Source organism: Isoptericola sp. NPDC055881, assembly GCF_053615895.1.
The window spans coordinates 36,662-62,642 of record NZ_JBSHCR010000002.1 but is presented as its reverse complement, the minus strand read 5'-3'; the positions used below and the strand labels follow the sequence as shown (position 1 = coordinate 62,642).

19 protein-coding genes and 2 pseudogenes are annotated in these 25,981 nt (G+C 66.7%); 9 read left to right on the top strand and 12 right to left on the bottom strand.

The features are described from left to right. Positions 1–143: 143 nt before the first annotated feature. The 3 genes from ACWGKI_RS01045 to ACWGKI_RS01035 are packed head-to-tail and all read left to right on the top strand — an operon-like array spanning position 144 to position 6,195. On the top strand, positions 144–2,363 hold the full coding sequence (locus ACWGKI_RS01045; RefSeq protein ID WP_452183957.1) for a DUF262 domain-containing protein: 2,220 nt from the start codon (positions 144–146) through the stop codon (positions 2,361–2,363). Next, positions 2,360–5,146: a Z1 domain-containing protein gene (locus ACWGKI_RS01040; protein WP_452183955.1), complete on the top strand. Its 2,787-nt coding sequence runs from the start codon at positions 2,360–2,362 to the stop codon at positions 5,144–5,146. The genes ACWGKI_RS01045 and ACWGKI_RS01040 overlap by 4 nt, the downstream gene beginning before the upstream one ends. Next, the gene (locus tag ACWGKI_RS01035; protein WP_452183953.1) at positions 5,143–6,195 is read left to right on the top strand and encodes a PD-(D/E)XK motif protein; all 1,053 of its coding nucleotides are present in this window, start codon (positions 5,143–5,145) and stop codon (positions 6,193–6,195) included. Before ACWGKI_RS01040 ends, ACWGKI_RS01035 begins: the two co-directional genes overlap by 4 nt. Here ACWGKI_RS01035 and ACWGKI_RS01030 read toward each other — a convergent pair. The 3 genes from ACWGKI_RS01030 to ACWGKI_RS01020 form a co-directional block, all read right to left on the bottom strand. Beyond that, complete coding sequence (locus ACWGKI_RS01030) at positions 6,179–6,571, bottom strand: very short patch repair endonuclease (protein ID WP_452184082.1); 393 nt, start codon at positions 6,569–6,571, stop codon at positions 6,179–6,181. The genes ACWGKI_RS01035 and ACWGKI_RS01030 overlap by 17 nt on opposite strands. Before the next feature lie 59 nt (positions 6,572–6,630). Continuing rightward, positions 6,631–8,310: a DNA (cytosine-5-)-methyltransferase gene (gene dcm / locus ACWGKI_RS01025; RefSeq protein ID WP_452183951.1), complete on the bottom strand. Its 1,680-nt coding sequence runs from the start codon at positions 8,308–8,310 to the stop codon at positions 6,631–6,633. Positions 8,311–8,692: 382 nt separating this feature from the next. Next, the gene (locus ACWGKI_RS01020) at positions 8,693–10,570 is read right to left on the bottom strand and encodes a DNA/RNA helicase domain-containing protein (protein WP_452183949.1); all 1,878 of its coding nucleotides are present in this window, start codon (positions 10,568–10,570) and stop codon (positions 8,693–8,695) included. A 517-nt stretch (positions 10,571–11,087) separates the two neighbouring features. Between ACWGKI_RS01020 and ACWGKI_RS01015 the strand changes: the two genes are divergently transcribed. The 6 genes and pseudogenes from ACWGKI_RS01015 (at position 11,088) to ACWGKI_RS00990 (ending at position 18,982) form a co-directional block, all read left to right on the top strand. Continuing rightward, a complete protein-coding gene (locus ACWGKI_RS01015) occupies positions 11,088–12,653 on the top strand; it encodes a SpoIVB peptidase S55 domain-containing protein (protein WP_452183947.1) in 1,566 nt (521 codons plus the stop codon). A gap of 247 nt (positions 12,654–12,900) precedes the next feature. Beyond that, positions 12,901–13,735, top strand: a pseudogene (locus ACWGKI_RS01010) (IS481 family transposase); the annotation flags it as partial. 108 nt (positions 13,736–13,843) lie between these two features. Continuing rightward, the gene (locus ACWGKI_RS01005) at positions 13,844–14,254 is read left to right on the top strand and encodes a hypothetical protein (protein WP_452183945.1); all 411 of its coding nucleotides are present in this window, start codon (positions 13,844–13,846) and stop codon (positions 14,252–14,254) included. Further along, complete coding sequence (locus ACWGKI_RS01000; protein ID WP_452183943.1) at positions 14,251–15,855, top strand: ATP-binding protein; 1,605 nt, start codon at positions 14,251–14,253, stop codon at positions 15,853–15,855. Before ACWGKI_RS01005 ends, ACWGKI_RS01000 begins: the two co-directional genes overlap by 4 nt. A 224-nt stretch (positions 15,856–16,079) precedes the next feature. Beyond that, positions 16,080–17,987 (top strand): Z1 domain-containing protein, encoded by a 1,908-nt coding sequence (locus tag ACWGKI_RS00995; RefSeq protein ID WP_452183941.1) that lies wholly within the window; start codon positions 16,080–16,082, stop codon positions 17,985–17,987. After that, positions 17,987–18,982 carry a PD-(D/E)XK motif protein gene (locus ACWGKI_RS00990; RefSeq protein ID WP_452183939.1) on the top strand — a complete coding sequence of 332 codons (996 nt, stop codon included), beginning with the start codon at positions 17,987–17,989 and terminating at the stop codon, positions 18,980–18,982. Before ACWGKI_RS00995 ends, ACWGKI_RS00990 begins: the two co-directional genes overlap by 1 nt. On the opposite strand, the gene ACWGKI_RS00985 is transcribed toward ACWGKI_RS00990, so the two are convergent. The 9 genes and pseudogenes from ACWGKI_RS00985 to ACWGKI_RS00945 form a co-directional block, all read right to left on the bottom strand. Then, the gene (locus ACWGKI_RS00985) at positions 18,965–19,366 is read right to left on the bottom strand and encodes a zinc-binding dehydrogenase (protein WP_452183937.1); all 402 of its coding nucleotides are present in this window, start codon (positions 19,364–19,366) and stop codon (positions 18,965–18,967) included. The two genes, ACWGKI_RS00990 and ACWGKI_RS00985, sit on opposite strands and share 18 nt — an antisense overlap. 166 nt (positions 19,367–19,532) lie before the next feature. Next, positions 19,533–19,868, bottom strand: a pseudogene (locus ACWGKI_RS00980) (alcohol dehydrogenase catalytic domain-containing protein); the annotation flags it as partial. 496 nt (positions 19,869–20,364) lie between these two features. Further along, entirely contained in the window at positions 20,365–21,303 is a 939-nt protein-coding gene (locus ACWGKI_RS00975) for an HIRAN domain-containing protein (protein WP_452183935.1), read from the bottom strand. A 447-nt stretch (positions 21,304–21,750) separates the two neighbouring features. After that, positions 21,751–21,885, bottom strand: a complete 135-nt coding sequence (locus ACWGKI_RS00970; protein WP_452183933.1) for a helix-turn-helix domain-containing protein — start codon at positions 21,883–21,885, stop codon at positions 21,751–21,753. 162 nt (positions 21,886–22,047) lie between these two features. Continuing rightward, complete coding sequence (locus ACWGKI_RS00965) at positions 22,048–22,623, bottom strand: hypothetical protein (protein ID WP_452183931.1); 576 nt, start codon at positions 22,621–22,623, stop codon at positions 22,048–22,050. Positions 22,624–22,704: 81 nt separating this feature from the next. Then, positions 22,705–22,983, bottom strand: coding sequence for a hypothetical protein (locus ACWGKI_RS00960; RefSeq protein ID WP_452183929.1), 279 nt, complete (start codon positions 22,981–22,983; stop codon positions 22,705–22,707). Between the two features lie 168 nt (positions 22,984–23,151). Continuing rightward, positions 23,152–24,555: a dihydrolipoyl dehydrogenase gene (gene lpdA / locus ACWGKI_RS00955; protein WP_380240351.1), complete on the bottom strand. Its 1,404-nt coding sequence runs from the start codon at positions 24,553–24,555 to the stop codon at positions 23,152–23,154. Positions 24,556–24,624: 69 nt separating this feature from the next. Beyond that, a complete protein-coding gene (locus ACWGKI_RS00950) occupies positions 24,625–25,002 on the bottom strand; it encodes a DUF4267 domain-containing protein (RefSeq protein ID WP_452183926.1) in 378 nt (125 codons plus the stop codon). Next, positions 24,999–25,910 (bottom strand): alcohol dehydrogenase catalytic domain-containing protein, encoded by a 912-nt coding sequence (locus ACWGKI_RS00945; RefSeq protein ID WP_452183924.1) that lies wholly within the window; start codon positions 25,908–25,910, stop codon positions 24,999–25,001. Before ACWGKI_RS00945 ends, ACWGKI_RS00950 begins: the two co-directional genes overlap by 4 nt. Between the last annotated feature and the right edge of the window lie 71 nt (positions 25,911–25,981).

Below are 25,981 nucleotides of genomic sequence, written 5' to 3'. Positions count from 1 at the left end.
CGACTGGCGCAGCAGCCAAGGTCACCCAGTCTCCCTGGGCTGATTTGTGTACTGTGACACTTGCTGATCAGCCTGAGCATCAAGGGGACCCGTTGGATTACACGAGTGCGACCTCGAAGGCTGCCGCGGTCGCCCGGATCTACGTGCTCGCGGACATGCCGCCCGAGCCGCTCGGCCGGGGGAGCAAGGAGAAGAAGTCGTCGCTGGAGGCCCTTGGTGCCTCGCTCGGTGTGGAACTCCACGGCGTCCGCTCGAAGCATCGTTGCGCCCAGGCGATCGCTGAGGTGCTCGGGGTCCTGTGGGACGACGGCTGTCAGTCCGCCGGAGACACGATCACCCTCAAGGGCATGAACCTTCTCGTGGATGCCGCGGCTCGTGCCCGGCTCGCGAGTGCCACCCCGTCCGAGGCGCGCGTCCTTGTCGAGCGGTTGCTCGATCCTCGCCTCGGTTCCCGTCCGAGTACGCAAGAAGAGGATGTGCCGATGTCCGAGGTCGCTGTGGTGGACGAGGTCGAGCAGAACGTCGCCGACTATCTTGCTCGCCTGAGCGAGCCCGGCCCGGTGCCGGAGGACTTCGGTGAGCCAACGCTATCCTTCTCGGCTGACGACGTCCGTTTCGACGACGGTTCGTGGCGCCAGCGGCTTCTTGACGTGTGGTACTGGCTGAACCTCGGCTCATCGATCGACGACACGAACCCTGACACATTCGACCGCAGCCTCTCCGAAGGGCTGGGCCTCGACGAAGACGCCGCCGGCCTGGACCTGTTCGGTGCTCTCGAGCAGCGGCTCGAGAAAGCGCTGGCCCTGCGCGACGAGTTCCGAGCGACGATGGAGGACGCTGTCGAGGGCACCGCGACGCTGACGAGCGCCTCGCTGGCCTGGGTCGACGCCTGGGAGGACGAAGAAGACGACGAGGTCGTCGAGCAGAGCGGCGCGATCGACGCCGAGGCGAGCACGTGGCCGATCGCCAGCTTCGTCGGCTACGCGTCCGACGACGAGCTGAACCTGAGCCCGTCGTACCAACGAGCAGACGTCTGGCCGACCGGTGACGCCCAGAAGCTCATCGAATCGATCGTACGGGGCATCCCGTTGCCCTCCGTGATCATCCTCGAGCGGGAGTCCGAGCGGGGCACCGAGTACGAGGTGGTCGACGGCAAGCAGCGTCTCACGTCGATCCTGCGGTTCATCGGCGCGCACCCACGCGCCCTGAAGGTCGTCGAGGAGAAGAGCACCGCTTGGGGCGTGCCCAACCTCGTCGAGATCTTTCGCACCGACTACCGGAGGTTTCGCAGCCTCTGGAAGACGCACGAGCCCGAGCAGCTGACCTCCGAGGTCGCGCGAGCGAACCAGTTTCCCTTCCCGCTTCGGTCTAGCAAGAAGACGGACAGCAGGAAGCCTCTGACCGGCGACCTCGAGCCACTGCAGGGGAAGTATTACTACGAGGTTCGTGACACCCAGATCTCCGTGCAGGGCAAGCCCCGCAAGGTCAGCTACATCTTCGAGAAGGCTGACGCGTCGTACAAGATCCCTGTGATCGTCTACAAGCAGGTGACGACCGCCCAGGTGCACGAGGTGTTCTACCTTTACAACAAGCAGGGCAAGCGCCTCAATGCCGAGGAGATCCGCAACGCGCTCTACCACCGGCTGGACCTCATGCGTGCACTGCTCGTCACTGCCGGGGACTCCCCGGCCGTCGCTGAGGTCGCGGACTTCCTCCTCGGCGACTGGGAGGACCTGAGCTCGGCCGGCACCAATCTTACGGACTACGCATTCGGTGCAGTCGGCTACAAGCGCACGAAAGTGCTCTCCTGGGTCGTGGCAGCTCTCCTCTTCGAGGACAAGAACAGCGATGGCGTGACGCGATCGACGGCTGCGCACATCGACGCCCTGCTACAGCGGATCGCTGGCGACAAGTACGACCCGCTGCGCGATCTGGAGAAGGTCCGTCGAGCGATGCTGTTGGTCGACCACGGCCTGGACGCTCACGCGACCCCGGACGACGTCTGGTCAAAGTCGTTCCGGAGCGGGAGCGCCAAGGGCGCGGGCAACTGGCAAGAGCTCCGTCTCGTCGCAAGCCTCGTCGGCCTGTCCGCGGCTGGCGCCGTGCTGGGAGACGAGCTGGTCGACGTCTTCGAGGACGCAGCGCCGTCGATCCGGGACGCTTCCGAGCGGTGGCAGAAGCCAAGCCAGAGCCAGTCCAGAGAGCAGTGGCGATGGATCGGTTTCGTCGTCGGTGAGATTCTGCGGCTCCTCGATGTCAACCCAGACGAGGCGCATGACGCGCTGAAGGCACAGTTCGGCTACTCCGGACTGAGGGCACTCGTGGCGAACGCCGAGACCCCGAACGGCTACGTAGCCCCATGAGCGACCTCGTCGCGCCTCTCCACGGGGTCGACTACGTCGTCGCCAAGACCGGCATCGACGACGCCGCCTGGTGGTCGGTCTACGCGGACCGCCTGGCCGCGTCGGGGATCGGGGAGACGAGCCGCGAGGTCATCGAAGACGACGCCCGTTTCATCGTCGATCACGGGGTCTTCGGGGTCGGCGAACCTAGTCCGGAAGGCTGGCCTGTATCCAGGGAACGGCGAGGACTGGTGATGGGAGCCGTCCAGTCCGGCAAGACCGCCTCGATGATGGCTGTCGCGGCCTTGGCCCTGGACCGTGGTGTCGACGCGCTCGTGATCCTCGGGGGGACCCGGACGTCGCTGTGGGTGCAGACACTGGAACGTGTCTTGGACCAGCTCGACACGCTGCCTGACCCGCACAAGCGGCGCCTTCGTCTCCCCCGGGGCCGAGCATCGGAGCTCGAGGGCTCCGACCTGGACCTCGTGTACTCGATCTCGCGCAGCGGAGCCGACCAGGCGGTGAGGAAGAACCGTCCCCTCCTGGTGGTTGCGATGAAAAATACCGCCCACCTCGAACGCCTCGGGTGCGCCCTGCACGACGTCGTCTATCCGGTGTCGGTGAAGAGGGACCGTCCGTTCCACCTGCTCGTGATCGACGACGAGGCTGACGACTCGTCCGTGGTGGATGCCTCCGCCGACACCGGCGACGCGCTCGACGTCCGGTACAAGCAGGTTCCTCGCCGCATCCTCGACCTGTGGGAGGCCCGGAACCAGCCTGGCCGGACGGCCTTCCCCCACCTGTACGCGACCTACCTCGCGTACACGGCCACGCCGCAGGCCAACTTCCTCCAGGACTACAGGAACCCGCTCGCGCCGACCGACTTCGTCGCCAGCCTGCGAACCCCGGGCGCCACCGGCGACCCTGAGGTCCGCTCGTCCTCTTACCGCGTCCCCGAGGGCCCCTACGGGTGGTACACCGGAGGCGAGGTCTACTACAAGAGCCTCGCCGACGTGCCGCTCTGCCTCCCGACCAACCACCTAGACCCAGAGGACCTCGTCTATGACGGCGTCCGCGCCTACCTGGTCGCCGGGGCGTTGAGGCTCATTCGCGACGAGTCGCGCCTCAGCCCGGCCAAGGCCGCCCGCGGCCGGACGTTCGAAAGCCGTGCCGAGGTGCGCGCCCAGGTCCTGCCGCCGATGTCGATGCTAGTGAACCCCGCGGCGACGAAAGACTCCCACTTCGACGTAGCCAAGAAGATCCTCGACTGGTCGCACGGCACCAACACCGACCACCAGACCTTCCCGGAGCGAGGCTCCACGGGCCGCCCACTCGGGACCGTCGGCCTCGCTGCAGACATGGAGGAGCACCCGGACCGTTGGGTGGCTTGGCTCGACAACTATCGCGAAGGGGCTGCCAAGGCCGCGACGATTCTCGGTCTAGCGGTCGTACCCGTGGTAGCCGACGACTGGGGCATGCTCCGGCAGACGATCCTCGACGAGATCGTGCCTGGCACTGGTGTCTCGGTCATCAACAGCGACGAGAACGCCGACGATCGCCCCGAGTTCTCCCCCCGGCAGCACGCCGACGGGACGTGGAGAGCACCGACGAACTGCTCGACGATCTTCGTCTCCGGGAACGTGATGTCTCGCGGCCTGACGCTCGAAGGCCTCACGACGACCCTGTTCACCAGGAGCGCTTCGATGCCGCTGGCCGACACCCAGATGCAGATGCAACGCTGGTTCGGCTACCGCGGGGCGTATATCGACCTGTGTCGCGTGCTGATGCCGCAGGATCAGATCGACCTCTTCACGCGATACCACGAGAACGACGAGGCTCTGCGCCGGGATGTCCTGCATGCGATGGGGTCAGGCGCGGTCCCTGACCTCACGATCTTGCAGGGCAGGTCGTTCCGCGCCACCGGGAAGATCGTGAATGTTCAGGCGCAACCGCTCTTCCCAGGTCCCAAGCCGTTCGTGCGTCACATGAACCCCCAGGGGTTCGACGACGAGAACCTGACCTTCATCGCCGAGCTATTCTCCGAAGGGGTGACTCCTGTCGCCGGGAGCGCAGGCAGTCAAGGTCTCCTGCTCGAGGATTCAGTCAGCCTCCTGGGCGCTGCCGATCTGCTCGATCGCCTTCGCTACACGGACCATGGTCCAGGTCCGGAGAGCCGCGAGGCGTCACGCTGGTCGTCGGTCGCCCATCATGCCAACCTCCCCGCTGACGACATGGCCTCCCCGCTGTACCGGGCTCCGTACGTCGCGGAATCGGTGGACCTTGGGATCGCCTCGCCGTACGAGATAGCCGCCTACCTGCGGCTCTGGCACACCGCCATACCCCGACTTGTTCCCGGCCTCATGACGACGGACGACCGGCCGGTGCCGTGGGACCTCGTCGAGAAGAAGACGCTCGAACGACGCCGGCCACGGTTCTGGGTCGGGCTCCGCTTCGGGTCCGGCGATCCGGTGACCTCGGGTCCGCTCACGCGGCTCCCCTGGACGGTGCGTCCCATGCGACGCACCCTCGTCGAGGGGACCTCCGACCTCCAGGCCACCTGGGGGTCACGCAACTACGTCGGCGACCAGGTCCGAGGGGACGAGGTATTCGAGAGCGCTGTACTACCGGGCGATCTCCACGCAAAGGTCAACCTTGAAGGCGCCCGTCTGCCAGGGTCCGACGGCCTGATCCTCTTCCATGTTGTCGGCCGCGAGGACGGTAGCCAGGCCGTTGCCGTCGGCGTCAGCCTGCCCCTCGGCGGTCCCGACCACATCAAGGCCACTACCGGGGGAACAGGCGCATGACGGAAACGCAGTCGTTCGAGTGGCTCCGTGCTGCGATCGAGCAGCAGCCCCGGTCGAAGGCCGAACGCGGACGCACCATCGTGTGGGCAGACAGCCACAAGTCGCTGGGTCTGGCCCGCGACCCGAGCGACACCATCGAAGTCTTCGTCGTCGGGCCGAGGCTGCTTGCCGGGACGACTGCGGTCAGTGAGTGCCTGAGTCATCAGACATGGACGACGTCCGACGGTGCCGACCTCGAAGCGAACCGTCTCGTCCTGCCCGATGCCGCAAACCTGCCCGGGGTTGCGGCATTCGTCTGCGCCGAGCTACTCGCCAACTGCCTCGAGACGGATCCGCAGACAGCCTTCACAGCGACCGAGCCTGTGATCATGCTGCTCCTGCGTGAGGCCGAGGTCGGGAACCAGGTTCGCACAGGGCTCGCCGGGGAACTGCTGGCTCTCGAAGCGCTGACCCGGCACTCCACCGCCCCTGATCAGGTGGTCGACTCCTGGTTCGGCTACGGCCCCTCGTCACGCGACCTGCAGCTCGGTCCTGTCGGCATCGAGGTCAAGACGACGACGACCTCGTCCTCGACGCACATTGTTCAAGGGTTTCACCAGGTCGAGGTAGGACACCCCGCGACCGGTGAGCCCGAGACCCGTCTGTATGTCCTGAGCGTCGGAATCCGGTGGCTCGCGGTCGACAGCCAGGTTGGCCGCACGATCCCGTCGCTGGTGGACTCGATCCTCGGACGGCTCTCCACCGACGCGGTCTATCGCTTTCTCGCGCGGCTGCGGCAGTACGGCGGCGACGCCGGGACCGGGTATGACCACGAGAGGGACCGGGAGAGGCTGAGCTTCGCCCGGCCGTGGTTCGCGACCTTCGAACGGCTCTACGACATGACCGACGAACGAGTCCGCGTCATGCGCAGCAAAGACGTCGAAGGCATCACCCACATCGATCCGGCGTCGGTGACCTTCCAGATCAGGCTTCCGGAGCAGGTCGACGGAAACCTCAATCCCGTCTCAGGCATCGAGCAGATCGCCAGCAGACTCACGAACGGGGCATAGAGGCCCCGGCGGCACTGACGATCGCGTCGATCCGGGCGGCAGCGTCGGCGACGGGCTCGTGTTCCCACACCCGCACCACGGTCCAGCCCAGATCGTTCAAGGCCATGTTGGTGTCCTCGTCCCTGGCACGATTCGCGGCGAGCTTGTCTAGCCACCAGTCAGAGTTCGAGCGCGGTCTTGTCCCGTGGTCCGGGCAACCGTGCCAAAAGCAACCGTCCACGAAGACCGCCACCTTGGCACGCGTGAACGCGATGTCGATCGTCCGACGACGCTGCCCCGGGACCGGGTACGTCACTCGGTAGCGCAGGCCGCGCGCATGGAGCTCGCGCCGCAGCGCAAGCTCCGGTGCCGTGTCCTTGCGCCGCGCAGTTGACATGCGCACGCTGATCTCCGTCGACGACGCCCCCGGGTGTGCGGGGACATGCTGGGGCCGCATCAGCCCGCGTGAGTCAGCGGATGATCCTCCGCTCGGGCCGCCCCCGCTGGCACGCTCCCGGTGGCCAGCTGCTGCGCAACGTCGTCGACGGGTTCTGCGGCTTCGGAGTCAGCGCCCTCCACCGGCACCCGGACCCACCCGGCAGCGTGCGCCCGACAACCGCGGAGCAGCGCGCCGAGACCGCCAAGGTTCGCGAGATCAAGCGTGTCGCCCTTGGTACCGAAGTGGTGCAGCATGAAGTGCGTCAGCGCGAACTGGACGGTGCCGACGTGCACCGCGTTGCCGAACTGCTTGTACGACTGCGTCTGCCGCTGATCCAGGTCAAGCATCGCTTGAAAGACCTCGTCCGGGAAGAGTTGGAGCCGGCCCGCCTCGTACGGAGTGAGGCGACGCTTCTCGCTGCCTAGGATCGGCGCCTGGTTGATCGCGACGAGCGCGGGCGTATACGTAGCCTTCTTCACCCGGACTCCCGAGGGCCTGAGCTGGATCAGGCACTCCGTCAGTGACTCCGCGTCCAACGCCTGCCACTCGAGCTTGCGCCACGCGTTGTTCTTCAGCTTCAGGATCTTTGCGAGCACGTCGCCACTCCCCTCGCCCTTGAGCTGCGGAGAGTACGTCTTGATAAAGTCCTGCGACTTATCAAGAAACTCGTCCTTCCAGTCACGGGCTTTCCGTTCGAGGCCGCGGTGAGCATTTGCGTCAGCGCGCTGGAGCGCGAGCCACACCTTGTCCTCGACCTGGAACCAGATCGGATGGCCGGGGAACCATGACCCCCGCGCGTCCTTGTTTCGCTGGGTGACCACGTTGGCCAGGAGCTGCTTGTAGACGTCGTACCACACGTCGTCCTTACCGAGCCTGAACTCGGCGATGTTTCCCAGATACTTCTCGACCTGTGTCGCACGAGACATGCGTGCATCGTCTCCGCTCGCAGCCGCCTCACGCATCCAACCAGCCGTGATCGCTGCGGGAGCACCATCACGCAACTGGGTCTCGCCGATCTTCCACTGGTCGGTCGACCAACCACTGGACTTCTTTGGACCGTCGAACGGGGTCCGGTCTACCGCCACGTCTTCACGTACAGCGAGGATGTAGACGCGCTCCCGGCTCTGCGGGCCACCACCTTGCCAAGGCGCGATCGAGTGCGGCGAGAAGACCGTGGGCTCGTCGTTCACCACGTACTTGAGCCCCTTCAGGGAGTCGACGATGGTCTTGAACGTCGTCTCTCGGTGCTCGGGGCCGATCAGGTTCTTGACATTCTCCAGGAAGACGACCTTTGGTCGTCGCGCCGCGACGATCATGAGGATGTTGTAGAACAACGTACCGCGCATCGAGTCCAGGACGCCGAGCTGGCGCCCCGACTTGCTGAAGGCCTGGCACGGGAAGCCCGCCGCCAGGACGTCGAAATTCTCAGGGATATTCTTGAGCACGATCTCACCGGCTTCGGCCCGGCGGACGAGTTCGGAGATCGTGTGCGCCGCATCGACCGGAACATCCTCGTTGATGTCGTCGGTCACGTGAACGTCCTGATGCTCGCCCGTGAGCCACGCCTTCTTGTAGACGTCTTGCGCGAAGGAGTCCTTCTCGGCTACGTAGACGCATCTCCCACCCAAGCCTGCGAGCGCCGCATGGAAGCCGCCGATGCCAGCGAAAAGGTCGATGAAGGTGAACTGGTCGGACACGAGACTCCTGGGGGCGGACGAGCGAGCCTGTGTTCGCCGTCGTAGCTGGTTTGTAGCTTGGGCGAGGCTATCAGCTGGCGTTCGTTTCGAACAGCCATGCTAGCTCCCTCGTTGTGCCGTCAACGCCGAACCGTGGAACCGCACGATCGCTGCTCGGGCGCGGCCGGCCAGCGTCCGCGACCGAAGTCCGCTCCACCAGCTACTCGAACCAGTCGCTCTTCCGACGCCGGCCCGTCGGCAGGCGGGACAACGAAGCGGCACGCTCGCGTCCACAAGGTCTGCCGTCGACGCGGACGGCTCGTGCGCGCGCCACCGATGCGCACGCGTCGCACCTCCGGACGTGCGACGCGGTGAGGTCGCTGAGGGCGCCAGCCCTGACTTGTCAGGTCATCAGCTCTTCAAGCAGGCGCTGAGTCTCCGGGTCTACCGAGTGGAGGATGGTTCCCTTCATCCCCCGCGTGAGAAGGACCTTGTAGACGTTCCGCACGAGCGTGTCGAACTGATCGTCACTGACTTCCTTGCGTGACCGGAACGCCGGGTCTCTGTTCTCGTCGCGGCGGGCGACCCATCGGTCGGTCCGCCAGACGAGGTCGGGCCCGAGGATGACGCCGTTCCAGTCGTACTCGAAGCCCTGCGCCGTGTACACGCAACCCACCTGACCGAAGCCGCCTGGGCTGGTCGCCCACAGGTACGAGGGCGGCGCGTCGCCGACGGCACGCTCTCCCTTGACGTTCCACGGTCGGGACCATCCGCCGACTGTGACATCGGGGACGAGGGCGTCGTCGGCCAGCGGGTCGCTCCACCGCCATGCGTACCCGGCCGTCATCCGCGCACCGAAACCCTCGTGGAGGTAGTGCTCCAGGGCTACCTCAAGCTCGCGCGGCGACCCGGCGGTGCGTAGCTCGAAACGGTCGTCCCCCTGCCACGGCACCGGCCCACCCTCGGCAAGCCCGAGCAGGCGGAGCACCCACTCGATGTAGGCCTCACTCCCTCCCGCACGGAACTGGTCATGGAGGCTCACACGCCTGACCTGGATTCCTTGCGCTTCTGCGGCTGCGGTGATGGTCTCGACCGTGCCGCTCTCGCCCGGACGCACCACCTGGTGCTCGTCGAGCAGGAAGACGGGCACCCGGGCAGCGTCCAAGAGCTCGTCGACCTGCGGACGTGCACGCTCACGGATCGCCTTCGGCGTGTACCGGTTGACCGACTTCTCGCGGATGCGGTGCGCCTCGTCCAGGACGAGCACGTCGAGGTCGTTCTTCTCGGCGGACATGAAGCTGTTGAAGTACATGAAGAGCTTCTGCGTCGCCGAGGAGCCTTTGCCGGCAACCTTGCGCATGGTGCGCGTGAAGCTCTGTGACCCGGTGGCATGAAGGACGGTACGGCCTTCTCGGGCGAGCTCGCCGAGCAGCGACAACGCGATCACGCTCTTGCCCGACCCCGGACCACCAGAGACGACCACGGCGGTCTTCGTGTTCTCCTTGGACGCCTTCCGCACCGCGCTCTGCACCAGCTCGAACGCGATCCTCTGATTGTCAAGGAGCACGAACTGCTCGCGGTTCCGCACCTCCTCGGCGGCGACCGCGAGCAGCTGCTTGGACGGCCGGACCGCCGAGCGAAGGAGTCTGTCTGCCGATTCCGCCCCGCTCTCGGCGGCCAGGTTGGCGCGGAGGTAGTCGAGCCACCGCCCTCGGGAGCTCGACGTGAAGAGCGGGGCCGTCGCCGTCGCCGTCGCATCGACAAGGTCGGCGACGTCCGCGTGGTGCGCGTTGTGCAGGTACGCGACCCCACGGATCGTCTCCCGCTCGTCGTGCAGTGTGGCGGTGAAGTCGCGGATGAAGTCGACGTAGCCGGACACCTGGACGCTCGGGTGCAGGTGTTCCCGCCGTGGGGATCCGTCGACGTGGACGAGGTTCTCGGACTCGTCGTGTGTCCGCGCTCGCGACCACTGCTTGAGCTCGACGACGACAAACGAGTCGCCACCGCGCTTCGGGTGTACTCCAGCGAGTACGACGTCTGCGCGCCGAGAGGTGTACGGCAGGCGGTACTCGAGGAGAATCTCGACAGCTCCGAGGCCCGCGTCCATGAGATCCCTGGCGATCACCGGCAAGGAACGCGTCCACGAGCGCTTCTCGCTCGGTCCCGGCACTCCGAGCCCCTGGTTCACGAAGAACTCCTCCAGGTGCTTCTCCACCAACGAGATGTCCGACGAGGCCAACTCGGCGAGCGCGCGAGCGGAGTACCTGACCGTTCCTGACACGAATGCTCCTGGGCAGCACGAAGTTTCGTGCGGCGGGGAGCGTGTCCAGGAGCGGAAGCTCGTCGATACCGCTTGACGGACGGAATGCTACGGCCTGGGACGGGCAGGGTGCGGCAGTTCCTACTTGCGGTGCGCACGCGGCCACCCCACGGGCGATCGCCTGCGCTAGCTATCAAGGTTGCAGAGGGCATTCAGGAATTCACCCGTGTCCACCGGAACGACGTACCGCCAGGTCGTCGATGCTGAGGCCATGACGAATTCTGCCGCGCGGGACGGCCGGGCGATGTCGCCCACTCCCCCCATCGATGGCGCCCCTGCGGCACGCGGTCGTGGCCGGCTGTCAGCATCTGAAGGCCGTCGTCGTGCGGCCGGGCTGACAGCGGCTGGCGCAGCCGCCGCGCTGGTGCTGACGGGCCTCACAGCGATCGGCCCGGCGGCGGCAGCTCCCACGGCCGACTGTGTGGCACCGTTCCCGGTGGCCGACTTGGTGAGCGGCGCGCCGGTCAACGGGCTGACGGTGAGCAAGGGCACCACGCCGCAGGCGTTCACGGGCGAGGTGCTCGGTGTCCTGTCGGACGGCATCGCCCCCGGGCTGGACATGATCGTCGCCGAGCTCCATTCCCCCGCGATCGACGCGGCGGGCGGCATCTGGCAGGGCATGTCGGGCTCGCCCGTGTACGCGGAGGACGGGCGGCTGATCGGCGCGGTCGCGTACGGCCTCGCCTTCGGCAGCTCTCCCGTCGCCGGCATCACGCCGTACGAGGACATGCAGGGCTACCTCGGCGCCGCGACGGCGGCACCCGAGGTGGCGGTGGGCACCCGCATGGCGACGCGGATCGCGGCCGAGACGGACGTGACGCGGTCCGAGGCCTCCCAGGGCCTGCGGCAGCTGCCGATGCCGATGGGCGTCGGCGGCATCGACCTGGCCCGTGCCCGTTCGGCGGTCAAGACCGCCGGCGGCAGCGAGCTGGTGACGGCCGACTCCTACCGCATCGGCCGGTCGAGCGGCGTGGCGGCCGCCGGGATCGACACCGTCGTCGCCGGGGGCAACGTGGCGGCGGTGCTGTCGCACGGCGACATCACGTTCGCCGGCATCGGCACCGCGACGTCCGTGTGCGGCGACCGGGTGGTCGCCTTCGGGCACCCGATGTCGTTCACCGGCAAGACGCGTCTGGGGCTGGCGGCCGCCGACGCCGTCTACGTCCAGGAGGACCCGCTGGGCGTGCCGTTCAAGGTCGCGAACCTCGGCGACCTCGGCGGGACCATCACCGACGACCGCCTCGCCGGCATCGCCGGAACGTTCGGCGCGTCCCCCACGCCGGCGCCGGTCAGGTCGAAGGTGTCCTACGAGGGCAGGTCGCGCACCGGCACGACGCAGGTGCTGCACCCGTCCGCCTTCGCCGACGTCACCCTCCTCGCCGCCCTGGCGAACCACGACCGCGTGGTGGACGGGGTCATCGGCGGGTCGGAGACCCAGCGCTGGACGATCACCGGCGTCCGCGCCGGGACCCCCTTCACGCTGCGGTACGCCGACCGGTACCAGGCGTTCGACGACGTCGGCTCCACGGGCGCGTTCGACCTCGCGAACGTCGTGGCCACTCTCTCGTCCCTGTCGAACGTCCGGCTCACCGGTGTGACCGACGACGTCCAGGTCAGCGACAGCGGCCAGCGGCACCGCGTCGTAAAGATCCAGCAGCGCACGGGCGGTCGGTGGATCGACGTCACCGACAAGACCGCGAAGGTCCGCGCCGGCAAGACCCTGGTGCTGCGGACCCAGATCCTCGGCTCGGACGGGCACACCCGGACGGTGTTCCGCGAGGAGCTCACCATCCCGCAGCGCCTCAAGGGCCAGACCGGCATGGTCACCGTGGTCGGTGGCAACTACCTCCAGGACGAGTTCTACAGCCCGACCACGTTCGCCTCCATCCAGCGGCTCATGCAGAGCAACCCGCGCAACGACGAGATCCAGATGAGCCTCGTCATCGGCGGCGGCAAGACCGTCTTCGAGCGGACCCGGACCTCCGACGTCCTCACCCGCGTCGTCAACGGGCAGAAGCAGCTGCGAGTCCGCGTGACCTCCTGAGGACCGAAAGAGGCCCGGGGCCGCGGCGAACCGCGACTCCGGGCCTCTGACAGGCGATCTCGCCCGACCGACGTCCGCCGATCAAAAGTTGATCATGCAGGGAAAGGTCGCAGGACCGCTGAAGCTCCGCGGTTTCTGCCCTCGTCACGAGCGGCCGTGCAACTCGCGTGCCGCTCAGAACGGGGGCGCGGACACGCTCGTGACATGTCCCGTCGAGCGTACGACACAGCCCGTCACAGCATCCTTGCGGTACGCGACCGGCGAGTCCATGGCGGACCGGTCTTCGCGTCCGCGCTGGATGACGGCCAAGACCGACCGGGCGACGAACAGGCGGATCGTGTCGTTGCGGCTGCGTAAGCGTCTGGGCCCGGTCCAGCTGGCCGCGCTGACCAGGGTCGCGCCCTCGACTGCGCACCGCGTCCTGGTCCGGTGCCGAATCAACCGGCTCTCGCACGTCGACCGGGCCACCGGAGAGCCGGCGCGCCGCTATGAGCACGACCACCCCGGCGCGATGCTGCACGTGGACGTCAAGAGGCTCGCCAACATCCCCGACGGCGGCGGGTGGCGGTTCGTCGGCCGGGCCCAGGGCAGACGCCCCCGGGCGGCGACGCCCCGCAAGCCCAAGAATGCCTACAGCCATCCGAAGATGGGGCACACGTTCGTGCACACCGTGATCGACGACCACTCCCGGTTCACCTACGCCGAGGTCCATGACGACGAGACCGCCGCCACTGCGACCGGGCCGTGACCTGGTTCGCCGCACGCGGCATCACCACCCAACGAGTCTTGTCGGACAACGGCTCGCCCTACCGCTCACACCTGTGGCGCGAGACCTGCGCCGAACTCGAGATCACAACACACCCGGACCCGCCCCTACCGGCCCCAGACGAACGGCAAGATCGAACGCTTCCACCGCACCCTCGCCGACGGCTGGGCCTACGCCCGCCGCTACACCTCAGAGACCGAACGACGCACTGCCCTGGCAGCACGGATCCGAGTACAACCACCACCGCCCCCACACCGCCTGTGGGAACAAGCCACCGATCACCCGATTCACCAACCTGTCCGGTCAGTACAGCTAGAACCCACCTCAACAGCAGGGGGTCAAGGTTCGCTCGACGCTTGACACGCTGGGTGAAACCATTCGTCGGACGACCTTCCGTTCAAACCGTCGGCTACGGTGGGGAACCATGACTGAGCCCTCCGCCTACGACGCGCATGTCTGGGACGACTCGAAAACCGGGCCGTCGAGGCCCACGCGCAAGGACGCCGACGTCATGGAACGCGCCTCGGGCAACGCCGCCCGCAAGATCGCGAGCACGACCGGTGAGGCAGTAGCGCGTGTTCCGCGCCTGAAGAACAGTTTCAACGTCGTCGCGAAGGCGGGCGGACAGGTCATCGCAAAGGTTCCGGAAAGCAACACCAGACAGGGCGGCCTCTCGATGGGCGAGTCCGTCCGCGCTGTCGGTACTACGGCCGCCCGGCAAAATCGCGCTGACCTCTCCCCAGCCGCGATAGGGCTGTTCAATATAGCCCCAGGGATGAAGAGATCCGCAACCTTTGACGCACCCGCGCCCCGACTCTGGCGAGGTCGCAAATGACTACTCCATCGAGCGGAGGCACGCTGGCACGGCCAGGCGTCGAGTCCATCAGCATCGTCCCAGGGGTAAGCATCCTGGGTGTCCTCGGTCACCTCAACTACGAACCATGGTTCGCGCTGGCCGAGTACGTCGACAACGCAATCCAGAGCGCGGAGACGTCGCACCCGCAGATTGTGCAACTCGAGCCCGCGTACCGATTGAACGTGGACATCTCTTACGAGCGCCATGACGGCGGCCGGATCGTGATCGTCGACAACGCTGGCGGCATCGCCTACGAAGACTTCCCGCGGGCGTTCAAGGCGGCGGAGGTGCCGCCGGATCGCAGCGGCCTGTCCGAGTTCGGCATGGGCATGAAAAGTGCATCGATCTGGTTTGCCCGGAACTGGCGAGTTGTAACCACAAGCATCGGGGACCACACCGAGTACTCGATCGAGTTCGACATGGACACCGTACTGCGGGACCGGGTCGACAACTTGCAGGTGACCACCTCGGCGGTGGATGCGGACCTCCATTACACGCGAATCGAGTTGTGGAACCTCAACCAGTTCTTGCCTGGCCGGACCTTGGGCAAGGTACGGGATCATCTTCGGGAGATCTATCGTGGTTTTTTGAAGGACGACCGGGTCGTCCTGACCGTCGCGGGCCAGGCCATGGAGTACGAAGAGCCATCGATACTCAAAGCGTCGGACGTTCGATCGGAGTCCAACGAAGCGATCTCAAAGGAACCACAGGATTGGCGCAAGCAGGTCGACTTCGTGTTCGGCGACGACATCCGGGTAAAGGGGTGGGCGGCGATCCGAGCTGAGGGCCGAACAAGCGGCAATGGACTGTCACTCTTCCGTCGCGGCAGGGTCATCGTTGGGAGTGGCGAATCTCCCTACCGACCGGCGCGCATTTACGGCGCCGGGAACTCGTATCGATCCCAACGACTGTTTGGCGAACTCGAGATCACGGGCCTACCCGTTAGCCACACCAAGGACGGATTCCAATGGCATGGCCGAGAGGAGGACTTCGAGGAGAAACTCCGCGAGTCGCTCGACGCGGAACCCTTGCCGCTATTGAAGCAGGCCGAGCACTTCCGTGCACGGCAGGCCTCGAAGCAAGAGCAGAAGCGGATCCGAGATGCCACCAAAAACACCGCCGATGTGGTCGAGCGGGAGTTGCCGTCGGCGCTGCCCGACGTCATCGAGGGAGTCCCGCATGAGGCGCGACCAGACGGTCCTCTGGATTCGAGGAACCCTGTTCCCGACATCGAGCGAGAGTTCTCCTTCACCCATCAGAGTCGCATCTGGACACTGAAATTGGTGGCTTCATCAAGACCCGGTGAGACCCGCTGGCTCGTCAGGCACGTTGAAGTGGATGCGCCCACAGGGACCGTCACGGCCCAAATCGCTCTGAACACGGCTCATCCCTTCCTCAGGCAGTTCGCACTTGGAAGCACAGATGCAATCGAGGCCGTCTTCCGTATGGCCGTGGCGATGGTTGTCTCGGAGAGCATCCTCAATTCGGCAGGAGACGGCGAAGTCGCAGGTACCTTCATGCGACAAGTCGAGGCGCTACTGAGTGACGCGCTCTCAAAACGCCTAAGGAGCGACACATGAACGACGCAACTTTGTCACCGCAAGCGACACCGGTTAGGGAAAGCGCTCCCATCGTCGGTGACACGTTCACGGGCTTCGTAGAAGTAGTCGTGCGGCCTGAAGCTCGGGCGGCAGTCAGATCGAGTGCGGTCGACGTACTCCGTGGCGCGGTCTCCGCCGGGCCCGGGTCGACAGGCCTGGTCGTCGGCAGGGTGCAGTCCGGAAAGACACTATCCTACGAGAGCGTGATATCCCTTGCGAGGGACAACGACTTTGCGGTTGTTGTCGTGATCAGTGGCATTTCGAACCCCCTCCTCGCGCAAGGGCAGCGGCGTCTCACGAAGGATCTCACGGCAGCTTCCCCGGCAGGTTGGACGTTCTTGGCCCCGGCCGACAACCTCCAGGGTCCGGACCACGTCGAGCGCGAACTGACACGAGTTAAAGCGAACTGGCTCGATCCTGCTACTCCGCAGGCGTACAGGGAGACCGCTGTGGTCGTCGTGCTCAAGAACTACAACCGCATCCGCGATCTAGCTGACGCTATGGGCCGCGTCGACCTCGCTCGAGTGCGGGTGCTGGTCATCGACGACGAGGCCGATCAGGCGAGCCTGAACACCCTGGTGCGCCGAGGACGGGAGTCGTCTACCTACGCGAATCTGAAGGCACTCCGCTCGGCCTTGCCCAACCACTACTACCTCCAGTACACAGCGACCCCGCAGGCACCCCTGCTGATCGCGATCGACGACGCGCTCTCGCCCGACTATGTCCACGTGCTCGAGCCGGGCGACGGTTACACGGGCGGCGAGGTCTATTTCGATGAGAAGTCGGCGTCTCAATTGGTACAGGTCATCGACGCGGCGGATCTGCAAGCAGCGGCGAACCCGAGCGGCCCGCCGCCCGCCGGTCTGCGCAACGCACTCCAACTCTTTCTGATCGGCGCCGCCCATGTGGTTGCAGGAGGACACCCCGAGGCGCGCTCGATGCTCGTTCACCCATCGAGGGGTACGGCCGATCAAGGAACGTTCGCTACCTGGATCCGCGACATGAAGGCCACTTGGCACGACCGAATTCAGAATGCGGCGGAGGTCGATCCCATCAACCTACGCGACGAGTTTCGACTGGCATGGACGGAACTGAACTCGACTTTCCCCGGCCTCATTGACTTCGATAGGTGCTGGGGCGCTCTCGGCTTCGTCTTGAACAACGTCGATGTCACCGAAATCAACACTCGGGTAGGCCAGACGCCTGTCATCCACTGGATGCCGACGAAGTTCTACATTCTGATCGGAGGCCAGGCTATCGATCGCGGGTTCACCGTTGAAGGCCTTACGGTTACTTACATGCCTCGCGGCGTGGGCATGTCGATGGCAGACACCATCCAACAACGCGCCCGCTTCTTCGGCTACAAAGCCCAGTACCTTGGACTCTGTCGCGTCTTCCTTGAGCCTGATGTTCGCGATGCGTTTGTCAAATATGTTCACCACGAGCACGACATTATCAATTCGCTGCGCGCAATCCAAGATGGATCCGACACCTTGAAGCGGTGGCGCCGCAGGTTCTATCTCGATCCGAGCATGCGGCCGACCAGGGCTTCTGTGATCGATATTCCGATGGCTCGGGTGTCGTTGGGTGACAAGTGGATCACAGACCGGAACCCGGTTCGAGACGATGCATTGCCCCTCCGGGAGGCAATGGAGGAAGCCGACAGGATCCTGGCCGGTGTCAGTTGGACTGATGATCCGCATGGACATCGGCGTGGACACACCTCTCCGCGCGTCGCACTGGAACTTTTCGAATCCGTCACTGCCCCATCGCTCTTGGCGGAGGAGAACGCCCAGGCGCTCGCACTGGCGCTGGCGCGCCTCGCGGACGACCCTGCCAACGAGCACACCATCGCGGTCTACCGGATGCGACGGGATCAACGAGGCCGTCGTACTGAAACGTCCACCGGTGGAGTCCAGATCTTCCAGGGCCGTTCGGGCGGCTACCCGGGCGACCGCAACATCGGGGACGACCACCCTGGCATCACAGTGCAGTTGCACGCCGTGGAGGTGGAGTCTCGTGACCAGCAGTCGCTCGGCAAGTTCTTGGTGACGGCATGGCATGTACCAAGTACGGCTGCCGCTGGATGGATCATTCAGGTTGGTGGGTGATGACGGGTCACGTTGGAACTTCGGTCTTGGACGCGTTGCGCCGCGGTGCATCCCGAGCAAGTTCCGAGAACCTGCCTTCGCGAACATTGGCCGTGCTGCCAACCCATAGCGCCGTCGATGCGCTCGCTGGAGCCGATGCCGATGGCGTGTACACATTGGCCATCGTTGCCAGGGCAACGCAGCCGACTCCCGCTCCCATTCGGATGGCCGTTCTTAGTGTCGAATACGGAGCCATCTACCTGCTGGATGAGGGCGACGTAGGACGGGAGGTCCGTGTAACCGTCTTGCGGTGCAACTCGATGGATCACGAGATTCGAGAGCTCTTCGGTTCGTTCTGCGAGTCGGTTCTCGCGGTGCTGCCGGCTAGTCCGACCGAGAAGGATGTGGCAGTTGAGTTGAACAGATGGCTCGGCCTCTTCTGGCGGCTGCAAGCCCCGCCCCGCACGGATGTCGTCGGGCTCATCGGTGAGTTGACGTTTCTTCGTGTTGCACCAAAGCGCAGCCCATGGATCCATGGTTGGCATGGAGATCCGAGTAGCACCATCGATTTTGTTTTGACCAAGCCCCACGTAGAGGTGGAAGTCAAGGCCACGCAGTCCGCGACACGGAAGCACACTATTTCATACGGCCAGGCTTTCGGCGCAGGCAACCGCTTCTTCGCGTCTGTTATTGTTGACTTGCGCGACAGCGGTGGAACGATTGCTGACTTTGCCCGCGAGATCGCCGATCGACTTGCGCCGGAGAATGTCCAGCGGTTGTGGCACCTTGTCGCGTCCGGGTGCGGTTCGGCCTATGCAGGCATGATGAGCGAAAGGTTCGTCTGGAAGACCAGCATAGACAGCCTGCGCTTCTACCGCCAGGAAGAGATTCCTCGCCCCGAATTGACCCATCCACTGCCCATAGGCGTGTCTGGCTTGAGATTCACCTCGGACTTCACGAACTCACCCTCGATCTCAGTTGACGAGTTTTTCGAAATCTCAATCGCCCCGCACTAATGACTCGGTGGCCGACTGCGGCACCATCAGCACGCCGACGTGCTTTCCGGTCGCCAGGCCGATCAGCGTGCCGAACGTCGGCATCCCGAGCAGCAGGTCGGTGCGTCCACCAAGCATCTGGTAGCGGCCGCGAGGGCGCAGCGCCCGGTGCACCCGCCACGGCGTCCGGCTCGCGACGAGGTCCACGACGCCGTCGAAGCGGTCACGATGGGTGGCCCAGTCCTCGTCCACGTACGCGATCGTGCGGTCCGCGCCGGGCCGGCGCAGGTGCTCGGCCCTGTCCCCGCGGTCGACGGCGGTCACCTCGGCGCCCCGGTGCCGTGCGAGCCCGATCAGGAAGGCGCCACCGGCGCCCGCACGTGCCGTTGATGAGCACGCTGTCACCCGGGTGTATGCCGCTTGTGGCCCGCGGGGCGATGCAGCCGGACTGCGGGACAGCGGGCCGCCTCGGCGAACGACAGGGCCGGCGGCTTGCGGACAAGGTTCGCCGGCGACGTCGCCACGAGCTCGGCCAGGCCGCCCCGTACCCGGACAGTTCGCCGAAGACCTCGTCGTCGTCCGCAAAGCCGGTCACGTCGCTGCCGGTCGCCACGACGACGCCGGCGACGTCTGACCCGGGGATCGGATTCCTGGGCCGCCGCAGCCCCGCCACCCGGGAGTAGAACGGACGGCCCACCAGGTTCTCGCGGTCGGCGCCGTTCAGGGAGCAGGCGTGGATCTCGAGAAGCACCTGGTCGTCCGACGGCGTCGGGTCAGGCAGCTCCCCACTCGCACGACGTCGGGCGGCCCGTAGACGTCCTGGATCACCGCGAGCACAGGATCTCCGCTCCTCGCGCCACGTGGACGGACCGGCCTCGAGGTCGGCCGCCTGCGCGATCACGGGCATCAGCTCGGTGGTCGTCACACCGTAGGCCACGTCATCGCCGCTGACGGAGCTCCCCAAGGTCACTCCGACGACGTCACCGTCGGTGGACAGCACCGGCCCCCCGGAGTTGCCGGGGCGGATCGTCGCGGCCAGGGCGTAGATGTCCCGCTCGGCGCCACCGGGACCGTCGGCGGCGGGGATCTGCGCGGGACCCCAAGGGCACGCCATCTCAGGTGCTCGGAGACCGTGGGAACCTGGTGCCGCGCGGCAGGGCGATGTCGCTCGCGAGCGGGCTCTCGTCGCTCAGCTTGTGATGCGCCAGGGCGCTCGTGAAGACGGAGGTGCGGCCAGCTTGAGCGCGGTCGCGCCAGCCAACGATGCCACCACGGGGATCGAGCTCACCAGGCGTGATGTACATGCCCTGGCCGACACGCACCATTCCCCGACCGGGGCCATGCCCTGGACCACTCTGCGGGATGCACGTGCCGGCGCGCCGGTGAAGACTCGTTCGCGGCGGTCAGCGGAGGTTCTCGGCTATCCAGTCCTCGCTGAGGTCACCTGACTTCGTCACGTCAACGCTGACATCGGCTTTGAGGGAGTTCCCCTGAACTGAGCCGTGAGCAATGGTCGTCTTGCCTGCCGCATCGACACGGTCAATCACAGGCAGCAGGTCGCTGGAGGTGACGGGTGACAACGCTCCGCAGCGTTTCCCGTCGATACGGACCTCGACGACTCGTTGGCCCGTGCGCGACCCCGGCTTCTCGATCCCGTGCAGCGTGACCCACACGCCCGTACGGGCGCCCCGTACGTACGGTGCGACGACGTCGACGTGATGCTCCTTGCCAGTCACCTGGACCCTTCGCGAACCGGGCGGCAGCTCGACGATGTCGCCCTCGGGCCTCGCATTGGCGGGCACGATCTCCTCGGGATCGCCCAACGCGATCGTTACCCGAGCACGCCATGTCCCGTCGCGATTGGTCGCCCATACGCGTGCCGGCGTAACCGCTCCGAATCCCCTCGTCAACAAGCTGTCCAGGACGGGCCGGTAACGCAAGGCTTCCTCGCGGGGGAGATACCCGACTTGGATCTCATCGACGTCGACACGCACAGCGTTGGCATCATGCTTGTTGCCACGCTCAGGGACCAGCACCGCTTCGCAGAGGTACTCCTGCCCAGGCACTAGCGAGTTCTTCTTGTACAGCTTTCGAAACGAGTCCCGGCGGAACGCCTCGCCGACTACCTCGAAGCCCGGGGTACGTGTTCCCCAGAGCTCGAACGCTCTGAGGGTAAGCACCCCGTCGCCCGACGCGGGAGTCGGAGCCGCCGTCGGTGCATGCGGAGCGCCCGCAGGCGGACCTGAGGCCTGACTTTCTTGTTCTCGCCTACGGCGTGAGGACTTGCTAGCGAGCCAGAACAGGATCACCGCGAGAACAATCAGCACGATGACGAACTCCATGCTGCCCGAGGCTATCGCCACCGACACCCTGTCGCAGACTCTGCCCGGGTGATCTGTGCTGCGCGGGACAACCCAAGCGTCGACCGCCTCGGGTCACGTCTGCGAGGAGCCCAGTATCGGTACGAGCGTGTCCAGGAGTGCGCGCATCGGCGGGATCGAGCCCCGTCCAGCACCTCTTGCCACGACACGGCCGACAATCAGAACTGGCCGCGCCTCGATTCCACGACGGACCTGGCCCTGCTTCAGAGGTCGGCACCGAGAGACAGCAGTAGGGGCATCGCAATCGCCACGGCGCTAGCCAGGATCAAGATCACGACGATCGTGCCCAAGAACCACCAGATGCTCCGCCTTCGGGTCTGGGCCGTGGGAGTCATCGCCATGGCCGCAGCGTAGCGGTCAACGCATTCTGAAATCCCGACCTAGCCGAGCCAAGCATGCCTGCCCGTGCTAGGTCCGCACTGTCGGAATCGCGACCGCCAGCCGCTCGCGAAGCTCGTCGAGATCCACGCGGATGAGCCGCCCCACCCGATACCCGGTCACCGTGCCGTCGGCGTTGTGCCGGCGGACGGTCTTGACCGACACGCTGAGCTCGTCGGCCGCGACGGCGAGGGCGACGAGCCGCCTTCGCCCCGGTCGGCCGTTCCTGAACGTGTGCGGCTCCCGTGACCCCACTCCTCCCTCGGCGGCACTGTCGTGCCTCCGACACGACACAGGTGTGCCGCAGTCCCCAGCAGGTCAGGACCGCTACGGCGATGGGCGCGGCTCCTGGGTGGGCTCCATCGCCGCAAGACGACTGCGGTCCTCGCGGTCGCGTCGAACCGCTGAACGTGTCGCGCTGAATGCCGGCCATGCCCAAACCAGCGTCCAGGCGACGCATGTCCATACGACGCCCCACGGAGCGATGTCGCCCGAGGAGACCAGGGCGTCGATCTCGGTCATCATCGACATCTCGTCCTCGGGGTCGTACAGCACGGAGAACGGTTCGTCGTACGGGGCAGGGGCCGGGAACCACCGCCCCTCGGTGAGGCCGTTCCGATCGAAGTCGACGTCCACGATCTCAACCCTCCGAGGACCGCCCGGGAACTCGACCACCGCCACGAAGTCGTCGGCACAGCGCCCCCGGCACCGGTACACCTCAGCGCTGCTGGCCAGAGCCCGCTCGCCCTCGGCGACAAGGCGCGCCGCACGCTCGGCACGATCAGCCACCCACGTGACGAAGGAGACCGAGACAATGCTCAGAACAACCCCCAGGAGGGCGGCAACCAGTGCGAGATACCCCCGACCGGTGTATCCGTCGATCGTGCGACGCGGCTCCCCCATGGGCCCTCCTCATCGACGTGCGGTGCGTAGCGCGCAAACACTACTGCCGCGGTGACTCGAACCCCTACAGCGCGGTGGCGCTTATCCGCGCGGCGAGGTCGATGCCCCGCGCCATGGTCGCCCTCTGCTGGCGCAGCACGACGTTGCCCACTCCCCGCGCACAATCGCCGTGTGCGTCTGGTTGAGGAACCCGCGCGCGTCGGTCTTCGTGAGGAACGTCAGCGGCTGCCCGCCCTCCGTGCGCGCCGAGTTCACCTTGCCGTCGGGGTCCGTGTAGCGGGCCCGCCACCGCTTCGACGGCAGCTGGCGCAGCCGGCCCCATGCTTCGCGACGCTGTGCCGTCACCCTCTTCTCAGCCATCTCGACCTCCCTGGTTTCGTGCCCGCTGCGTGCCACTCCGAGTGGCACGCAGGGGGCACGCCTGTCCATAGGTGTGCGCGGACCTCCAGACAGAAAGAGGCCCGGAGCCGCGGCGAACCGCGACTCCGGGCCTCTGACAGGCGATCTCGCCCGACCGACGTCCGCCGATCAGAAGTTGATCATGTGCCCCACGATGCCGTGGATGGCCTCCTGCACGGACTCGGACAGCGTGGGGTGCGTGTGCACGTTCCGCGCGACCTCGTCGGCGGTGAGGTCCCACTTCTGCGCGAGGGTGAGCTCGGGCAGCATCTCGGAGACGTCGGGGCCGATCATGTGGGCGCCCAGCAGCTCGTTGTACTTGGCGTCGGCGACGATCTTGACGAACCCGGTCGGATCGCCGAGGCCGTGGGCCTTGCCGTTCGCCATGAACGGGAAGGAGGCGACCTTGACGTCGTAGCCCTCGTCCTTGGCCTGCTGCTCGGTGAGGCCGAACGACGCGACCTGCGGGGAGCAGAACGTGGCGCGCGGCATCATGCGGTAGTCGCCGAGGGTCTGGGTCTCGGCGCCCGCGATGGTCTCGGCGGCGACGACGCCCTGCGCCTCGGCGACGTGCGCCAGCATGAGCTTGGCGGTGACGTCACCGATGGCGAAGATGTGCGGCACGTTGGTGCGCATGTGGTCGTCGATGGCGATGGCGCCGCGCTCGGTGAGCTGCACGCCGGTGTTCTCGAGGCCGAAGTTCTCGACGTTCGGCGCGAAGCCGACGGCGGACAGGACCTTGTCGACGACGAGCTCGCCCGGCTTGTCGTCCTTGACGCCCTTGTAGGAGACGGTGACGGACGAGCCGTCGTCCTTGATCGTCTGCACGGCGGTGGACGTCAGGATCTTGACGCCCATCTTCTTGTACTGCTTGGCGATCTCCTTGGAGACGTCCGCGTCCTCGTTCGGCAGCGCACGGTCGAGGAACTCGATGATCGTGACGTCCACGCCGTAGTTCTTGAGGACGTAGCCGAACTCCATGCCGATGGCGCCGGCGCCGACGATGGCGATCGACTTCGGCAGCTCGCGGGTCATGATCTGCTTCTCGTAGGTCACGACGTTCTCGCTGAGCTCGACACCCGGCAGCAGGCGCACGCGCGAGCCGGTGGCGATGATGGCGTTGTCGAACGTCACCGTCTCGGTGCCGCCCTTGTTCAGCGTCACCTCGATCGTGTTCGCGTCGCGGAACGTGCCGCGGCCGTCGTACTCGGTGACCTTGTTCTTCTTCATGAGGAAGTGGACGCCCTTGACCCGGCCGTCCGCCACCTCGCGGGACCGGTCGAACGCCTTGCCGAAGTCGAACGTCACGTCACCCGACATGCCGAAGAAGTCGGCCTGGTGCGTGAAGATGTGCGACAGCTCCGCGTTGCGCAGGAGGGCCTTGGAGGGGATGCAGCCCACGTTGAGGCACACACCACCCCAGTACTTCTCCTCGATGATCGCGACGGACTTGCCGAGCTGGGCCGCACGGATCGCGGCGACATAGCCGCCGGGGCCAGCCCCGAGGAGGACGACGTCGTAGTGGGAAGCCATGGGCCCAGCCTATTAGGGCGCGGGCACCCCTGCGGCGTGACGTCCGTCGCACCTCCTGCGGGGCCGCCCTCACGCGACGAGCAGCACGAGCCCGACGACGACCATGACGGCCGCCGTCGCCGCGTGCACGCCGTAGGCCGTCACCCGCGGTCCCCCGGCCCGCACCACGGTGACCGCGTCGGCGGCCGCCATGCCCGCTGCGGCGATCATGACCGCCCCGAGCAGCGACGGCGTGCCCCCGACGAGGACGACGAGCAGCAGGAGCCCGGCGCCGACGTCGCGGTTGCCCTTGACCCGCGACCACGCCTGGACGGCGCGGTCCTGCACCGGCAGGCCGGGGATGCCGAAGCCGACGGCCCTGGCGGGCGCCCAGAGGAAGCTCGCGCCCATGACGACGACGGCGAGCGCGATCAGCCCGGCGAGCACGGTCGCGACGGTGGTGATCACGGGAGGACCACCACCCGGCCGCGCACGCCGCCCTTGGCCAGCAGCCGGTAGGCGTCGACGACCTCGGTGAGCGGCATGGCCGCGTGGATCCGGGCGGGCAGGGTGCCTGCGGCGACACGGGCGAGCAGCCGCGCGAGCAACGGCCCGTCCGGGCGGCTGCCGGCCGAGCCGACCTCGACGCCACGCTCGGCGCGCGGCTCGCGTCCGGGCTGCGTGCCGACGAGCCGCCCGCCGTCGCGGACGAGGGAGAGCGCCTCGCCCTCCATGGCCGCGGTGTCGACGACGACGTCCCAGCCCGGCGTCGTCGCCGTGGCGTGGTCGACGCCGAGCCCGCGCACGAAGGCCTCGTCTCTGGCCCGCGCCAGCCCGGTCACCTGCCAGCCCTGTTCCCGGGCGAGCACCGCGACGGCAGCCCCCACGACGCCGGCGGCCCCGGTCACCAGCAGCCGCCGCCCCTCCTCGGGAGCGGCCCCGACGATCTCCGCCACCTGGGCGGCGGTGGTCAGGCCCAGAGGCGCGCTCGCCGCCACGTTGGCGCACAGGCCGTCGGGCAGGACAGCGACGTCGGACGCGTCGACGACCAGCCGGTCGGCGTGCGAGCCACGCTCGGGGTCGGCCCCATCCACGAAGCCGGCCACGCGGGTGCCGACGGCCAGCGCGACGTCGTCGCCGGTGGCCTCGACGATGCCCGAGAAGTCCCGGCCGAGGGCGACGTGCACGCCCGGCCGGACGGGCGCGGGGAGCCGGCCGCTCGCGACGTCGAGGTCCAGGGGGTTGATCGCCGCGGCGGCCACGGCGATCCGCACCTGGCCGGGTCCGGGCTCGGCGACGGGCACGTCGACGAGCTCGAGGGACTCCGGCCCTCCCGGCACGCGGACGACGACCTGGCGGGACGTCTGGTGGTTCATGGTGGGTGCTCCTTCAGCGTCGGATCTAGCGTCGGATCTTGCGGTGGCGGTGGAACACCCCCACCATCGAC

Coding starts and splice junctions, on each gene's coding strand:
- ACWGKI_RS01040 (WP_452183955.1), top strand. CDS start 2,360: ATGAGCGACCTCGTCGCGCCTCTCCACGGGGTCGACTACGTCGTCGCC.
- ACWGKI_RS01035 (WP_452183953.1), top strand. CDS start 5,143: ATGACGGAAACGCAGTCGTTCGAGTGGCTCCGTGCTGCGATCGAGCAG.
- ACWGKI_RS01030 (WP_452184082.1), bottom strand. CDS start 6,571: ATGTCAACTGCGCGGCGCAAGGACACGGCACCGGAGCTTGCGCTGCGG.
- ACWGKI_RS01005 (WP_452183945.1), top strand. CDS start 13,844: ATGACTGAGCCCTCCGCCTACGACGCGCATGTCTGGGACGACTCGAAA.
- ACWGKI_RS01000 (WP_452183943.1), top strand. CDS start 14,251: ATGACTACTCCATCGAGCGGAGGCACGCTGGCACGGCCAGGCGTCGAG.
- ACWGKI_RS00990 (WP_452183939.1), top strand. CDS start 17,987: ATGACGGGTCACGTTGGAACTTCGGTCTTGGACGCGTTGCGCCGCGGT.
- ACWGKI_RS00975 (WP_452183935.1), bottom strand. CDS start 21,303: ATGGAGTTCGTCATCGTGCTGATTGTTCTCGCGGTGATCCTGTTCTGG.
- ACWGKI_RS00965 (WP_452183931.1), bottom strand. CDS start 22,623: ATGGGGGAGCCGCGTCGCACGATCGACGGATACACCGGTCGGGGGTAT.
- ACWGKI_RS00960 (WP_452183929.1), bottom strand. CDS start 22,983: ATGGCTGAGAAGAGGGTGACGGCACAGCGTCGCGAAGCATGGGGCCGG.
- lpdA (WP_380240351.1), bottom strand. CDS start 24,555: ATGGCTTCCCACTACGACGTCGTCCTCCTCGGGGCTGGCCCCGGCGGC.
- ACWGKI_RS00945 (WP_452183924.1), bottom strand. CDS start 25,910: ATGAACCACCAGACGTCCCGCCAGGTCGTCGTCCGCGTGCCGGGAGGG.